Below are 15,238 nucleotides of genomic sequence, written 5' to 3' on the forward strand. Positions count from 1 at the left end.
AGTATGTAAGACCCCTTGTAGACGACGAGGTTGATAGGTTCGAGGTGGAAGTGCGGCAACGTATGCAGCTGACGAATACTAATCGGTCGAGGGCTTAACCAAAATTCCTAAGTAAAGTACTTTACGTTGAGTTTCGTATCTAGTTTTCAGGGAATACTATTCCTGAATCGTATATATATCTTGGAGAGATACCCAAGTGGCTATAAGGGGACCCTCTGCTAAGGGGTTAGACTGCGTAAGCGGTGCGAGGGTTCGAATCCCTCTCTCTCCGCCAGTTCCAAATATATATACACTTTTATGTGGCGGCGTAGCTCAGCTGGCTAGAGCGTACGGTTCATACCCGTAAGGTCGGGGGTTCGAGCCCCTCTGCCGCTACCATAAAAACCAAAAACCAGATGGAGGCTTAGCTCAGCTGGGAGAGCATCTGCCTTACAAGCAGAGGGTCGGCGGTTCGATCCCGTCAGCCTCCACCATTATTTCACCCCAAAAAGTGAAGTAGATTCAACGATGGAGTTTCCGATTACTTTCCGGGGACCCCACAATAATTTGCCGTTGTAGCTCAACTGGTAGAGCAACTGACTTGTAATCAGTAGGTTGGGGGTTCAAGTCCTCTCGACGGCACCATTTTTATGGTAAGACCTTTTGTAGCATGGAGCTGTGGTGTAGTGGCCTAACATGCCTGCCTGTCACGCAGGAGACCGCGGGTTCGAATCCCGTCAGCTCCGCCATTTCTTTTACAATTAATGTAGGACATGCTATAAATAATCATTTGGCTTTGTAGCTCAGTCGGTAGAGCAGAGGACTGAAAATCCTCGTGTCGGCGGTTCGATTCCGTCCAAAGCCATTGAGATGGTTGTATTGCTTCGGCAGTACGGGTATCTCGTATCTGGAGGCTTAGTGAAGTGGCTAAACACGGCAGACTGTAAATCTGCTCTCTTCGAGTTCGGTGGTTCGAATCCATCAGCCTCCATTTTCCTTTCACCTACGAGTCATTAGCTCAGTTGGTAGAGCACCTGACTTTTAATCAGGGTGTCGTAGGTTCGAATCCTACATGACTCACTTTTATAAGCAAACGTACAAGACCGTAGGGTCTTTTTTTGTTTCCAGTATATATAGAAAAAGCATCCTATAGCAGGATGCTTTTTTGCTGTTCAGAGCTTGTCAGCGACGGACTGCATTTTTTGTTCCATGGAGGMGTGCTTGTCGCGGCGATCATCGATTTTGATGGATGTGGATACACGCGCAGCTCCATGCAAGAAGGGAACCTCGTGGACGGCACGGATAACCTCGAGTAGGCGATCTAATGGGCCTTCCAGGATGGTGCCCATGGGTGTCATTTGAAAGCGGACATCGGCATGTCGCTCTAATTCTTTATGGAGGTCAGCGACATAGCCGCTAAGGCTGGTTGTGGCTGTTCCGATGKGGATGATGGTGAATTCAGCAATAGCCATAGGGATCACATGCTCCTTCCTTTCGTGTACTTGCTGTTAAGGATAACAATCAGGAGCTTGCGAGGTCAATGATATAATCAGCAGTTCTTGCTGCTAAGGCCATTACGGTAAGCGTAGGATTGCCTCCACTAGAGGTGACGAATAGGCTAGCATCGCAAATGAAAAGGTTCGGAATATCATGACTTTGACCGTACGAGTTCACCACGGATGTAGTGGGGTCATTGCCCATCCGGCAACCACCCATCAGATGTTGCGTATCTGGCACGACATAGGAGATCTCTCCGCCCGCTGCGCGGAGGATCAACTTCATATTGTCAACAGCATGATCTAGGAGCTTGAGATCGTTATCACAGTACTTGAACGTTAAGGAAGCCATAGGCATGCCATATTCGTCTTTTTCATCAGCTAACGCAACGTGATTGTTCCAGTTAGGCAGTACCTCTCCTACCATTTTGAGACGACCATAGAAGTTGTAATCCTGCATAGCCCGTCTGAAGGACGAGCCCCACAAAGGCGCCTCCGTGGCCTTGCGAATGCCTTCTGCCATCTCAATAGGCCGAGAGCCGTGAGCGTGTATGGTATACCCGCGGACAAAACCTCTGCGTGGATCTGTCTCATAGAAATCTTGAGTAGATGCCAGCACGGGTGTTCCTTTGTACAATCGGACTTCCTCTTCAAACTTGGCATAAACGTCGTTGCTGCTATGCGTCATAATCGCCTTGCCTACCCATCCGCTGGAATTGGCTAATCCATCAGGGAACTGTGGTGTGGCGGAGTGGAGTAGCAAACGAGGTGTTTCCACAACGTGCGCGCAGAGGATAACGGTTTTCGCCCGTTGCCGATAGGTTATGCCTTCGTGGACGAACAGAACCCCGCAAGCATGTCCATAGTCATTTACTTCGATTTGAGTGACTCTGCAATCTGCGAGAATTTCGGCGCCTGCCTGAACTGCTTTAGGAATGTGCACAATCAATGTGCTAAATTTCGCATTGGGCATGCACCCTTGCAGGCAGAACCCACGATTGGTGCAAGCAGAGCGGCCTTCTAACGGGTTAGAGAGGATGGCTAAAGGTGTAGGTGCGGATTGAATACCAAGGGATTTGCAGCCTTTGTGAAATAAGACAGCATTAGGGCTAAGCGAATCTAGTTCTGGAAAGGGATATGGACCCTGAAAATTTCCCCAAGGGAAATGCTTAGGGCCAGAAACGGAGATTTCTTTTTCAATACGCGAGTAATAGGGTTCCAAATCTTTGTAATGAATAGGCCAATCTTCGCCAACGCTATCAATGGCCTTCGTTTTGAAATCAGATTCATGAAATCGCAGAAAAACCCCCGTAAAGTTCTGGGTGCCGCCGCCAATCCCTTTTCCAGACCGATGCTTACCAGTTACGAATGGCTCCGCTGCATCAACAAGGCGTGTATCCTCCCAAGCTAAGTGCTTCATACTCAGTTCATCACTTGCAAAATCCTTCTCAGGATCGCGCCAAGGCCCCGCATCAAGCACAACTACACCTAGCCCGGCTTCACTGAGTTCTTTGGCTAGAACGCCTCCAGCAGCTCCTGCTCCTACGATGACAATGTCTACGGTTTCATCTTCATAGCGCCATTTCATGATTGTTTCGCAKCCTCCCAGGATTCGAGTTGGTCAGGACTAGCAAGGGTATATCCGCGAGGATAGGCGGGTCCTCCAAACCCAATTTCCGACCAAACTAAAGGATGAGCATAGTAGGCTTCTACGCAGAGTTGAAGAAGCTTTTGAAATAAGATTTTTTGAGGAATGCCTTCCCAATTTTTCGTAGGTGGATAGTTATCGTTGCTAATTTGATGCATAATGCTCCGTTGGTTCGTCTCATCTAATTGAAAGAATGGCTGACTATTTGCGAGCCATCCTGTTTCATCAATTGCTTTGAGTCCTTGACGTAAAAGTAGTCGAACCGGAGGTGTGGTCACTTTCCGATGTCCTTCACCTTTATTTTCAGATAATACCTGATCGATATGGTTAATGACGTATTGAATGATTTCTCCACGATGATCGTCCATAAGCAGTGAACACCAAGCACGAAGCGTTTCTGCCTCAACCACTGTTACATATCCGTATGCGTGTTCACGAATAAGTCGAGCATTCACTATCGATCTCGTATGTACATCCCAGTTCGTACTTTGTTCCATAACATCAAAGGCTGGATATTGATTGTGATCTTTCATGCTTGTCACCTCCATAGCTAACGAGAATAAAAACCGATAAGTGCTACTTCAATTATTTCCAAATCCATGAAGAATATGAGGACGACACCAACGAAGTTGTATTTATAAAGAAATGAAACAATTGGCACCATTGCCAATGTCATGGTTGTTAGGAAATAATTTAGGAATGAAAGTCTTTTCATTACCATGGTAATCTTGTACTAATAAAGAGAGATGATTTCCATATTACCCAACTCACCCAAGAGAGCACGTACAGGAGGAAGTACAATGTTAAAGAGTCTTGCACACCGCACGTTAGGAATAACTGCTGCGATCACGATCGCATTATCAGCAACAACTGCCCTTTCCGCTTATGCCGCAAATGATGATATGGATGCCGTTTCTTTGGCCAAAAAAATGGTTGGCGTAGATTACTCCAAAAGTGATGAAACACCATCCGCTGGGTTTGATTCATCCGGACTGATTTATTATGTCTATGAAACGTTAAATTACACAGTACCTAGAACTTTAGCGGATCAATTCAACATGAAATCGACAAAAATCACGAAAATAGATAAAGCTGAGCCAGGTGACGTCTTGTTCTTTGGTAGTGGTACAAAGCCAACGTTTGCTGGGATCTATGTAGGCCAAGGTAAAATGGTCATGGCATCCCAGAGCAAAGACGAAGTCGTCACTCGCAATGTAAGTGAGCTTAAGGGCAGCTTCATTGGCGGAAGAAGCATTCTTTCAGCGAAGGATCGTTTGAAAGCCGAGTTGATCCTAACCGCTCAGAAATATCTTGGTACTCCCTACGTATTTGGTGCAAAATATGGTCAAACCAAAACAATGGATTGTTCCTCTTTTACAAAAACGGTGTTTGCTGCTTATGGGATTACACTGCCACGTGTTTCTCGCGACCAAGCTAAGGAAGGCACTTTCGTTAGTAAAAGCAATTTACAAACCGGAGACTTGGTCTTCTTCACAACGGTGGATTCCGGTAAGAATATTGGACATGTTGGTATTTATGTAGGTAACGGCATGATGATTCATACGTATGGAGAGGGTGGCGTGAAATTTACATCTATCAATAAAGAATGGTGGGCTGATCACTATGTAACGGCTCGCCGCGTAATTAAATAATGCTTTTACTTAAGGACCTTCTTGCCAATTCTGGCAGGAGGGTTCCTTTCGATTCACAAGAATAGGCAGACATATGGTACAATAGCGAGATAAATATAGAAGATGCTATAGGCAATAAGGAGTGAGGGCAGATGATTTGGGAGCATGTCAAGGAGCGATTGGAAGCGGTCTTACAGTCGCCAATACAGATAAGCCTGATACCGGATTCCGAATGGCACCAGCTTGTGGAGGATCAGGGAGAGCACCAAGAAGGATTGATTCGTAGTGTGATCCGGGGAGAGGAAGTTCTTTTCTTCATTTCACAGGATCATAAAGAAGTTCGTGTCCTAAAGATAAATGGGAGTAAGTTGTCTATTTCGGAACGCAAACTCGTCGAACTTACGATCGAATCCAAGCAAACTGTAGAGAAGAAGCAATTCGGCTCCTATCTGTCGGAAGATGAAAGGAAGTCGAATCAATTAAGAGATTGGCTGCTACAGCAAATGGAACGCGGTACAGGCCACGCAGAGCTTCCTGATGCGCTTGCTTCACAGTCATCGTTGTATTCAACCAAAATTCCTCTCTTGTTGTATGGGGACTATCCTCAGAACCAGCGTGTATCCTATACGGAGCTTAAGAAGCTGTTGGAATCTTTTTTTGAAGCGGAGATTATTCTGATTCCTTTACTGGAAAAAGAGTGGTTAATCCTAGCACCAGAGGTCCTTATTACTAGCGGAAGTGAAGATCGCGATGGGGACGAGGAAGAAAGTGTTGAGCAAACCCTTGATGCACTTGGCTCAGGCTTATATGAGATGTTGGCAAATGAGTGGGTAGGCGAATGCCATCTTGCGATTGATTTCCCTGTGAAACCGGCGAAGTCTTTGTTTGCTACCGTGCTTAAGCTGCGCGAGACCATTATGCTGGGCCGATCCTTCCATGTAGGCAGCTTTATTCATTTACGTTGGGAGCTTCGTCTTGAGAAGCTGTTGCACCTTATAGAGGAAGAGGAAAAGACAGATTTCCTTGAGCAGGTGCTTCGCGGCACAGATCATGTGTTGGATAGCGAGACGGTAACGACGCTGGAGCATTTCTTTACACTAGACTGTAATGTTAGTGAAACCGCGAAGAAGCTTTATATTCATCGCAATACCCTGCTTTATCGGTTGGACAAGTTCAAGAACGAGACAGGACTGGATGTTAGAACGTTTAATCATGCGGTTTTGGTACGTCTGGCCTTGCTATTGTACAAAGTAACGAAAAGAAAGTGATTTTTTTGTAGGGATTGTGCATAGTCAGTCCGCCGTTCGTAGGGTAAGATGTGTATATAGAAATGTTGAAGATAAATAAAGCATTTTGAACGATAAATTGTAGGGGGAATGAAATCATGGCAGGCGTACGTTTAAATCATATCGTTAAAAGATATTCTGGTGCAGAAGAATCAACAGTTAAAGATTTCCATCTTGAAGTTGCTGACAAAGAGTTCGTAGTTCTTGTTGGTGCATCCGGTTGCGGAAAATCCACAACTCTTCGTATGATCGCAGGTTTAGAGGAAATCACTGAAGGTGAACTTTACATCGGAGACCGCCTTGTAAATGACGTAGCTCCAAAAGATCGCGATATCGCGATGGTATTCCAATCCTACGCTCTTTATCCGCATATGACTGTTTATCAAAACATGGCATTCGGATTGAAACTTCGTAAATTCAAAAAAGCTGATATCGATGCTCGCGTTCGCGAAGCAGCGAAAATTCTAGATATCGTTCACTTGCTTGATCGTAAGCCAAAAGCTCTTTCCGGTGGTCAACGTCAACGTGTTGCCTTGGGTCGTGCGATCGTTCGTGAGCCACAAGTATTCTTAATGGATGAGCCGCTTTCCAACTTGGATGCGAAACTTCGTGTACAAATGCGTGCGGAAATCACAAAACTTACAAAACGTCTTGGTGTTACAACGATCTACGTAACGCATGACCAAATCGAAGCAATGACAATGGGCGATCGTATCGTTGTTATGGATAAAGGTATTATTCAACAAGCTGCTACACCAGAAGAAATCTACAACTTCCCAGTGAACATGTTCGTTGCTGGATTCATTGGATCCCCATCCATGAACTTCATGTCTGGAACATTGGCATCTGAAGGCGGCGGTGTATTCTTCAAAGCAGGTACTGTCAACGTTGAAGTTCCAGCTGGTAAAGCACAAGTTCTTAAAGACAAAGGATTCGTTGGCAAAGAAGTGATTCTGGGAGTTCGTCCAGAAGATATTCACGAAGAGCCAGTATTCTTGGAAGCTTCCCCGAACACAGTATTCAACGTTAACGTTGAATTGACTGAGAACTTGGGTCACGAAATGTACTTGTACTTGAACGGTATCGGCGCTAACACAGTAATCGCTCGTGTTGACGGTCGTTCCGGAATCAAAGAAGGTACTAACGTTAAATTGGCACTAGACATGAACAAAGTTCATTTCTTCGATAAAGAATCAACACTTTCCATCTTGGTTAACCCAAACCTATAGGATTGTACTGAAAGGCCAGCCGTTATCGGCTGGTTTTTTTGTTTATTTCGAGGTTCATGAACACAGTAGTTGATTTCAATTCGGTATTCCATTACGATGAAACTATTGGAAGCCTGCAAGGGGAAGCAATGGTACATAAGCAAATTCGGAGGAGTTAGGACAATGGCCAAAAAGGTAAAGGTTTCCGAAATGATGGAACAGCTACATATGGAAGTGTTAGCAGGAGAGGGTGGACTTAAGCGTCCGATTACTACTGGTGACTTGTATCGGCCTGGTCTTGAAATGGCGGGATATTTCAATTACCATCCCAAAGAGCGAATTCAGATGCTTGGTAAAACAGAGATTACGTTTATAGAGATGTTGACGACGGGTGTTCGGAGAAATCGGGTTGAACAGCTTTGTGCCCCTGAGGAAACGCCGTGTATTATTGTAACCCGAGGATTGGACGTTCCCGTTGAATTGCTCGAGGAGGCGACTAAGCGTGATCTGCCAGTGCTGAGAACGCAGCTGTCAACGACGATTTTTGCAAGCCGATTAACTGGTTTTCTTGAAAATAAGCTTGCGCCCAGCACGACGATCCATGGTGTACTTGTTGATGTATATGGGGTAGGTATGTTAATTACCGGTAGCAGTGGGATCGGGAAGAGTGAAACAGCGCTTGAGCTTGTGAAACGAGGGCATCGACTGATTGCGGATGATGCGGTTGAGATTAGGCAAAATGGCGATAAAGTATTAACGGGTAATGCCCCAGAGTTGATTCGTCATTTACTAGAGATCCGCGGTGTAGGTATCATTAACGTCATGACATTATTCGGCGCAGGCGCGATTCGTAATGTGAAGAAGATTTCGGTTGTTGTGAAATTGGAGAATTGGCAGCAAGAGAAACAATATGATCGTTTGGGCTTAGATGAGGAGCTAACGCGGATTATCGATACGGATCTGCCGCTAGTTACGATACCTGTAAGACCAGGCCGAAACTTAGCCGTCATTGTTGAGGTTGCTGCGATGAATTATCGCTTAAAGCGTATGGGTTATAACGCGGCGCTGCAGTTTACGAATAAGCTGACGGAATCGTTGAATGAAGATTTTGAGGATTTTGATTGAGAGAGGGCGTAAGCTCACCAAAATAAAGGAGTGGAACTATGTTAGAAAGTATTGCGTTCTCCTTAGGGCCGATTCATGTAAGGTGGTATGGCATTATTTTGGGAACAGCCGCATTAATCGGTTTAATGTTGGCAATCAGGGAAGGGAAACGATTCAAAATCGTACCTGACTTCTTCATGGATTTATTGTTAATTGGGGTTCCTTCTGCCATTATTGGGGCTAGAATATATTATGTAGCTTTCCAATGGGCTGATTATAAGGATAATTTATGGGAAGTATTCATGATATGGCACGGCGGGATTGCAATTTATGGCGCTCTGATCGGAGCTATTATCGGTACTTCATTCTATATTCGGGCCAAAGGATACAACTTCTTTCGAATTGCGGATATCCTTGCGCCAGGTCTAATTGTTGGACAAGCAATCGGTCGTTGGGGCAATTTTATGAATCAGGAAGCTCACGGCGGTCCGGTAGAAGAGTCGTTCTTGAGAGATACCTTGCATTTACCGAATTTTATCGTGAATCAAATGAATATCGAGGGGACATTCTACCACCCTGCATTTCTCTATGAATCATTATGGAGCTTTGTAGGTCTGCTGATCTTGTTCTGGCTTCGTCGCAGGCCGTTTTTGCGGGCAGGGGAGCTATTTCTAAGTTATTTCATCTGGTATTCGATCGGTCGTTTCTTTATTGAAGGGATTCGTACGGATAGCTTAGACATCACGGGGCCGGGTTGGTTGGCTTCATTAATGAATGCGTTATGGTCACCTATGAAAATCGTGTTTGAACCAGGCGTACTGACATATGGAGGGAATATTCGATTCTCCCAACTGCTTGCCTTGTTGATTGTCATTGCGGCCGTGATCATGATCATTATTAGAAGGAAAAAAGGCTATTCCAATGAACGTTACTCGGATCCAATTGTATCTAAGCTAGCGATTGATAAAAACAACGTAGTCAATGAAGAAGAGACAGATAAAGGAGTCAACTATGATTCAAACCGTACTATTTGATTTGGATGGGACGATTGTAGACACGAATGAGTTAATTGTACAATCGTTCTTGCATAGCTTGGAAGGTGAAACACCGGAACCTATTAGTCGTGAGCTTATTATTCCCAATATGGGGCGGCCGCTAGTGGAGCAAATGGAGTTTTTTACAGGAAAGAAAGAAGTTGAAGCACTGATTACTAAGTATCGTACATTCAACCTTGCTAAACATGATGAGCTTGTGCAGGAGTTCCCGAACGTGCGTACGGTAATGGCTAAGCTTCACGAAAATGGTATCAAAATCGGTATCGTGACGAGCAAAATCAGGCTTACCACATTGATGGGACTTAAACTCTGCGGGTTAGATTCTTACGTCAGCGCGATTGTGACAGTTGATGATGTAAAAGAACCAAAGCCGAGTCCTGAGGGTATCTTTGCAGCGCTGAAAGAGCTTGGCAGCTCGGCTGAAGAAGCGATGATGGTAGGCGATAGTCATTATGATATTGAAGCTGCTCAAAATGCTGGAGTTACTTCTGTTGGCGTATCTTGGTCCTGGAAGGGGCGCTCTTATTTAGAGCAGTACAACCCGGATCATATCGTCGATGATATGTTTGACCTGTTGCCGCTAGTTGGGATATCGTCGGAAGTGAAGGTTGATTGAGGCAGACAGAGAAGTATCCCGTAGATGGCCCCAATGCGCTATGGCAAATTTACCAAACGGTGAGTAAGTGGAAGGCCATGCGAAATTTCGTTTGGATTCAAATCACCCGTTATTCACCATCGTTGCGGTTGAAAAACTGGATCTATCGTCGTGTTCTGGGCATGACGGTTGGTGAGCACTCGGCATTTGCCTTGATGGTGATGGTGGATGTGTTTTTCCCAGAGAGGATCTACATTGGGAGCAATACAATAATTGGCTATAACACGACGATCTTGGCGCATGAGTATTTAACGAAGGAATATCGTTTAGGTGACGTTCGTATTGGATCTCATGTGATGGTGGGGGCTAATACGACAATTCTGCCAGGTGTGACGATTGGTGATTATGCGATTATTGGCGCTGGATCTGTCGTTCATAAGGATGTAGCCCCGAATAGCTTCGTGGCAGGTAATCCGATGCAGGTAATTCGGTCGGGCAGTGCTTAGTGTATGAAATATACAAAAATGGACTCAACATCGTTGTGATGTTGGGTTCATTTTTTGTTGTAGAGAAGAAAGCCCAGCATTCAAATTATGCGATGGTGGCGGTAACAGAGGAGGCCACGGTCAAGGGCCGAGTGCGACACAAGAACCAGGACCTAATGGTGGTGGGAAAACTCCGAACGAACCTGTAGAGGAAGATTAATCTAGATTTATCTCTTGGAGAGGGCATACTGCCGCGGCAGCATGCCCTTTCCTATTGCCCGGCGCCACAATGCGCACCAAGAATCCATATGCGGTGTGAAAGGGAAAGACTTCTACCTAAGCGGTCGAATAACTGGATTTTATACATCTAAATGGGCAGAATTTCGGCGGTAAAAGCAAATAGATGGATTTTCTGTTGTTAATTTCAGCCAATTGAGCTCGATGAGCTACTTTCGACGAAAATAGATGTAGAAAATACAGCTAATCGTTGAAAAGCGTGGATTTGCTCCAAATTAACTGTAGGTTTTCCAGTTAGTTAGGGGGTCGTTATCGTCAGCATTACACTTACGTCTTCAATGGCACGGCATCTGTGATTGTTGAGCGGTTGTGAGTTAGGGTTTGACCGCCGACATGCGTCAGCGCCTCAATGCGCATCAAGAATCCGTACAGGTGGTGGAGGTAAGGGGATGGCTACTTTACAATATAAAAAGCGGGAATATCCAAAAGGTTATAGCAAAAAGCAATGAAATAAGGCTTCTCCATATACAGTTGACGGCGTGTGGGTTTATATGCCATTCTTAAAGCGCTGAACAAGGCGTAGACGATTGACGGTCCTAAAGATACGTGTTAAAATAGCCGTACATTCTTTATTTTGGTAGTATGGTAGCACGTTAACGCAATAAAGTAACTGATCAACAATAGAATGAGAATAACTGATTATACTCCTACTTATAGAGGTGAGACGGTGTCGAAGCCAAAAGTATTTGAAAAACCGTTAGGCGCGAAAGATTATTTGCCTGATGCGGTTACGAAACTCAGAAATATAGAATTCCGTGTATTGGCCTGTATGGAACGCTGGGGCTACAACCAGATTATTACACCTACACTTGAATATTACGATACAGTTGGTGTAGCAAGCTCGACAGAGGATAAGAAGCTGTTCAAGCTGCTTGACCGCAAAGGGAAAACGCTCGTGCTGCGTTCGGAGTTAACAGCTCCAATCGCTCGTGTAGCTTCCTCGCTTTTAAAGGAACAGGAGTTTCCACTCCGTCTTTCTTATCATTCGAATGTTTTTCGTTCCATTGAAGAAGAGGCGGGTAGAGATTCAGAGTTCTATCAAACTGGTGTTGAGTTGATCGGTGATGCTACATCGGAAGCGGATGCCGAAGTTGTGGCGCTAGCGATTGCTTCTCTACAGGCGGCTGGTGTTGAGAAGTTTAAGATTGCGCTTGGTCACGTTGGTTTTCTTAATGGATTATTCCAAGAAACATTGGACGGACGCACCGATGCGCAGCTTTCTTTGAAAGAGCATTTACTCGGCCGTGATTACGTCGGATACCGGGAAGCGATTAAGACGCTTTCTCTGGCACCTGATGTAGAGAGAGAGCTGAACGGAGTATTGAGGCTTCGTGGCGGCGATGAAATCTGCGAACAAGCTCGTATGGTTTCCCAGCATCCAATCGCACAGGACGCGATCCGACATCTATGCGAAGTATGGGATGTGCTGAAAGCTTACGGTGTTAGCGAGCACGTGGTAATTGATTTAACGATGATTGGGGATTTCTCCTACTATACAGGTATGACGTTTGAAGGCTACGCTGCTGAACTAGGTTTCCCTGTCTGCAGTGGAGGCCGCTACGACAATTTATTGAGTCAGTTTGGACGGCCAGCTCCAGCTACAGGGTTTGCATTGAAAACGAATCGCATCCTTGAAGTAACGGGTAAAGAGCAGGTGGAACAACCGGTTCGTGTGCTTATCGCCTACGATGCGGAGCATCGTGAGGAAGCGTTGAAACAAGCGAAGCAAATGCGGAGCGATGAAATTAATAATGTGAGCATCGTTATCACACAGCTAGTGACGAAGGAACAAAGCGAAGATTTGGACAGAGCGGGATACCAAGTAGTGAAGTTGATAACGGAATAACCTCTCAGTAAAGATGAGGGAAGTTTGGAGGAGGTTGGAACGGTGGATGACATTCTTAAAGTAGCGATGCCGAAAGGCCGTATCTATAAACAAGCAGCGAAGCTGTTTACGAAAGCAGGATTGCCTATTCCTGAGGATCTGGAAGAAGGGCGCCGTTTGATCATTCCTGTACCAGGGGCGAAGATGGAATTTATTTTGGCAAAACCGGTCGATGTTCCTACTTATGTTGAGTATGGCGTTGCGGATATCGGGGTTGTGGGCAAGGATGTTCTAATGGAAGAAAATCGGAATGTTTACGAATTGCTTGATCTAGGGATCGCAAGGTGCCGCATGTCGGTGATTGGACTGCCGGATTGGAAACAGGTAATCAACCCACGCGTTGCGACTAAATATCCAAATGTGGCGTCCCAGTATTTCCGGGAAAAGGGACAACAAGTCGAAGTCATTAAGTTGAATGGTTCGATCGAGCTGGCGCCTTTAATTGGACTAGCTGACCGCATCGTAGATATGGTGGAGACAGGTCAAACTTTGAAGGAAAATGGCCTTGTCGAGCAAGAGGAAATCTTTCAAATCACGAGCCGCTTAATTGCGAATCGTGTGAGTTATCGGATGAAGAACGAATCCATCCAACGGTTATGTGATATGCTGCAGGACGTATTGCCGATAGTGAAGCTATAGCATTAGCTAGTAAAGATGAGAGGAAGATGAAGATGCGGATTATGCCCGCCTCCGAATTTCAATTAAACCGCGAGGTCGAATACGGCTCACCCGAGCAAAATGAGTCCGTCCGCCGCATCATCGATGAGGTGCGGCAGGACGGAGATACTGCGCTGCGCCGCCTAGCGCAGCAGTTCGACGGCGTACAAGTCGCTGAGCTTCGCGTCAGCGACGAAGAGATCCAAGCGGCGTACGCACAAGTCGACGCCGCGTTCCTAGCGGCGCTGCGTCAAGCCGCCGCTAACATTCGTGCGTTTCATGAGAAGCAGAAACGCAATTCGTGGATGGACCTGCAGCCAGACGGCAGTCTGCTGGGCCAAATCATCCGACCGCTGAAGCGGGTCGGATTGTACGTGCCTGGCGGGAAGGCGGCGTACCCGTCTTCCGTGCTCATGAACGCCATCCCTGCGATCGTCGCAGGGGTGCCAGAGATCGCGATGGTGACGCCACCGTCCACCGCGGGCGAAGAAGGCATTAACCCGCATATCCTTGTGGCTGCAGCCGAAGCGGGTGTGAAAGAGATCTACCGCGTAGGCGGGGCGCAGGCGATTGCCGCGCTGGCCTACGGGACAGAATCGATCGCGCCGGTCGACAAAATCGTCGGCCCGGGCAACATCTACGTAGCGCTGGCGAAGCGCTTCGTGTTCGGCGTCGTCGATATCGACATGATCGCCGGACCAACGGACATTGTCGTGCTCGCCGACGAGCACGCCGATCCTGAGTACGTCGCGGCCGATTTGCTGGCGCAGGCCGAGCATGATGAGATGTCACCGTCGATACTGGTGACACCTTCCCGCGAGCTAGCCGAAGAGGTTCGGCTAGAGCTATGGCGGCAGCTGGATGTGCTGCCGAAGAAAGCCATTGCTGCCGTTTCGACCGCGACGAAAGGCGCGATTCTGCTTGTCGACTCACTCGACGAAGGCGTCGACGTCATCAACCGCTTGGCGCCGGAGCACTGTGAGCTGCTGGTGCAGGATCCTTTCACATGGCTGCCGCGCATTGAAAATGCAGGTGCCATTTTCCTAGGCGCTTACAGCACAGAGCCTGTCGGCGATTATTTCGCCGGTCCGAACCACGTGCTGCCGACGAATGGCACAGCCAGATTCTCATCGCCACTGAATGTGGACGATTTCCTCAAAAAATCAAGCGTCATTCACTATAGCAAGGAAGCGTTACTCGCGAACGGCGACATGATCATGACTTTGGCCCGGAATGAAGGCTTGGAAGGCCATGCGCGTGCGGTAGAGATCAGACTTAAAAAGGAAGGGAAGTTGACCTAGATGGCGGAACAGGATCAAGTAAGAGCACGTTCAGCGAGTGTAGCCCGTAGGACGAATGAAACGGACATTAAACTTTCTTTTGAAGTAGACGGTACAGGAATTTCGGAGCTCCAAACAGATGTTCCATTTCTAAATCATATGCTTGATTTGTTCACGAAACATGGTATCTTCAATTTGAAAGTAGATGCCAAAGGCGATATCGAAATCGATGATCATCACACCGTAGAAGACATCGGGATTTGTCTAGGCCAGACCCTGCGCAAAGCGCTAGGCGACAAAAGAGGCATCAAACGCTATGCAAGTGTATTCGTCCCCATGGATGAAGCATTGGCACAAGTTGTGATTGATATCAGCAACCGTCCGCATTTTGAGTACCGCGCAGAATACCCTACAGCGAATGTTGGCAGCTTTGAAACACAACTGGTAAAAGAGTTCCTTTGGAAATTTGCGCTAGAAGCTCGTATTACTTTGCATGTTATTGTGCATTACGGTGAAAACACGCATCACATGATCGAAGGTGTGTTTAAAGCGTTGGGACGTGCGCTGGATGAAGCAACATCGATTGATCCTCGTGTGCAGGGGGTTCCTTCGACGAAGGGAGTGCTGTAGGC

The 15,238-nt window shown here is 46.5% G+C and carries 14 protein-coding genes, 8 tRNA genes and 1 rRNA gene; 20 read left to right on the forward strand and 3 right to left on the reverse strand.

Annotated elements, in window-relative coordinates:
- The 9 genes from AC1DLM_RS16840 to AC1DLM_RS16880 all read left to right on the forward strand — a co-directional run.
- Positions 1-102 (forward strand): 23S ribosomal RNA (locus AC1DLM_RS16840); the annotation flags it as partial.
- A gap of 80 nt (positions 103-182) precedes the next feature.
- A tRNA-Ser gene (locus AC1DLM_RS16845) sits at positions 183-274 on the forward strand.
- Between the two features lie 27 nt (positions 275-301).
- A tRNA-Met gene (locus AC1DLM_RS16850) sits at positions 302-378 on the forward strand.
- Positions 379-397: 19 nt separating this feature from the next.
- A tRNA-Val gene (locus tag AC1DLM_RS16855) sits at positions 398-473 on the forward strand.
- A gap of 75 nt (positions 474-548) precedes the next feature.
- Positions 549-624 (forward strand) — tRNA-Thr (locus AC1DLM_RS16860).
- A 27-nt stretch (positions 625-651) separates the two neighbouring features.
- A tRNA-Asp gene (locus AC1DLM_RS16865) sits at positions 652-728 on the forward strand.
- A 43-nt stretch (positions 729-771) separates the two neighbouring features.
- A tRNA-Phe gene (locus tag AC1DLM_RS16870) sits at positions 772-844 on the forward strand.
- A gap of 44 nt (positions 845-888) precedes the next feature.
- Positions 889-970, forward strand: a tRNA-Tyr gene (locus tag AC1DLM_RS16875).
- Between the two features lie 16 nt (positions 971-986).
- A tRNA-Lys gene (locus AC1DLM_RS16880) sits at positions 987-1,059 on the forward strand.
- A 92-nt stretch (positions 1,060-1,151) separates the two neighbouring features.
- Here AC1DLM_RS16880 and AC1DLM_RS16885 read toward each other — a convergent pair.
- From AC1DLM_RS16885 to AC1DLM_RS16895, 3 genes are read right to left on the reverse strand one after another with little or no spacing between them, the layout of a single operon-like run.
- Complete coding sequence (locus AC1DLM_RS16885; protein ID WP_477570674.1) at positions 1,152-1,451, reverse strand: MTH1187 family thiamine-binding protein; 300 nt, start codon at positions 1,449-1,451, stop codon at positions 1,152-1,154.
- Between the two features lie 49 nt (positions 1,452-1,500).
- On the reverse strand, positions 1,501-3,063 hold the full coding sequence (locus AC1DLM_RS16890) for a GMC family oxidoreductase (protein WP_441992553.1): 1,563 nt from the start codon (positions 3,061-3,063) through the stop codon (positions 1,501-1,503).
- Positions 3,060-3,656 carry a gluconate 2-dehydrogenase subunit 3 family protein gene (locus tag AC1DLM_RS16895; RefSeq protein WP_477570624.1) on the reverse strand — a complete coding sequence of 199 codons (597 nt, stop codon included), beginning with the start codon at positions 3,654-3,656 and terminating at the stop codon, positions 3,060-3,062. The genes AC1DLM_RS16890 and AC1DLM_RS16895 overlap by 4 nt, the downstream gene beginning before the upstream one ends.
- Before the next feature lie 267 nt (positions 3,657-3,923).
- On the opposite strand from AC1DLM_RS16895, the gene AC1DLM_RS16900 reads away from it, so the two are divergent.
- The 11 genes from AC1DLM_RS16900 (at position 3,924) to hisB (ending at position 15,236) form a co-directional block, all read left to right on the forward strand.
- Positions 3,924-4,775: an NlpC/P60 family protein gene (locus AC1DLM_RS16900; protein ID WP_441992551.1), complete on the forward strand. Its 852-nt coding sequence runs from the start codon at positions 3,924-3,926 to the stop codon at positions 4,773-4,775.
- A gap of 131 nt (positions 4,776-4,906) precedes the next feature.
- Positions 4,907-6,022: a PucR family transcriptional regulator gene (locus AC1DLM_RS16905; protein ID WP_441992550.1), complete on the forward strand. Its 1,116-nt coding sequence runs from the start codon at positions 4,907-4,909 to the stop codon at positions 6,020-6,022.
- A 116-nt stretch (positions 6,023-6,138) separates the two neighbouring features.
- Entirely contained in the window at positions 6,139-7,269 is a 1,131-nt protein-coding gene (locus AC1DLM_RS16910; RefSeq protein WP_173120442.1) for an ABC transporter ATP-binding protein, read from the forward strand.
- Positions 7,270-7,431: 162 nt separating this feature from the next.
- The gene (gene hprK / locus AC1DLM_RS16915) at positions 7,432-8,373 is read left to right on the forward strand and encodes an HPr(Ser) kinase/phosphatase (RefSeq protein ID WP_436233550.1); all 942 of its coding nucleotides are present in this window, start codon (positions 7,432-7,434) and stop codon (positions 8,371-8,373) included.
- 38 nt (positions 8,374-8,411) lie between these two features.
- Positions 8,412-9,386 carry a prolipoprotein diacylglyceryl transferase gene (gene lgt / locus AC1DLM_RS16920; protein WP_441992549.1) on the forward strand — a complete coding sequence of 325 codons (975 nt, stop codon included), beginning with the start codon at positions 8,412-8,414 and terminating at the stop codon, positions 9,384-9,386.
- Positions 9,364-10,023, forward strand: a complete 660-nt coding sequence (ppaX, locus tag AC1DLM_RS16925; protein ID WP_477570625.1) for a pyrophosphatase PpaX — start codon at positions 9,364-9,366, stop codon at positions 10,021-10,023. The genes lgt and ppaX overlap by 23 nt, the downstream gene beginning before the upstream one ends.
- On the forward strand, positions 10,020-10,508 hold the full coding sequence (locus AC1DLM_RS16930) for an acyltransferase (RefSeq protein ID WP_171629320.1): 489 nt from the start codon (positions 10,020-10,022) through the stop codon (positions 10,506-10,508). Before ppaX ends, AC1DLM_RS16930 begins: the two co-directional genes overlap by 4 nt.
- 943 nt (positions 10,509-11,451) lie before the next feature.
- Complete coding sequence (locus AC1DLM_RS16935) at positions 11,452-12,630, forward strand: ATP phosphoribosyltransferase regulatory subunit (RefSeq protein ID WP_441991279.1); 1,179 nt, start codon at positions 11,452-11,454, stop codon at positions 12,628-12,630.
- Positions 12,631-12,672: 42 nt separating this feature from the next.
- A complete protein-coding gene (hisG, locus tag AC1DLM_RS16940) occupies positions 12,673-13,308 on the forward strand; it encodes an ATP phosphoribosyltransferase (protein ID WP_171629322.1) in 636 nt (211 codons plus the stop codon).
- Between the two features lie 32 nt (positions 13,309-13,340).
- A complete protein-coding gene (gene hisD / locus AC1DLM_RS16945; protein ID WP_441991328.1) occupies positions 13,341-14,627 on the forward strand; it encodes a histidinol dehydrogenase in 1,287 nt (428 codons plus the stop codon).
- Positions 14,628-15,236 carry an imidazoleglycerol-phosphate dehydratase HisB gene (gene hisB / locus AC1DLM_RS16950; protein ID WP_477570626.1) on the forward strand — a complete coding sequence of 203 codons (609 nt, stop codon included), beginning with the start codon at positions 14,628-14,630 and terminating at the stop codon, positions 15,234-15,236. It abuts the gene before it with no gap.
- Positions 15,237-15,238: the final 2 nt, after the last annotated feature.

It is taken from the genome of Paenibacillus sp. 01T442 (assembly GCF_056398345.1).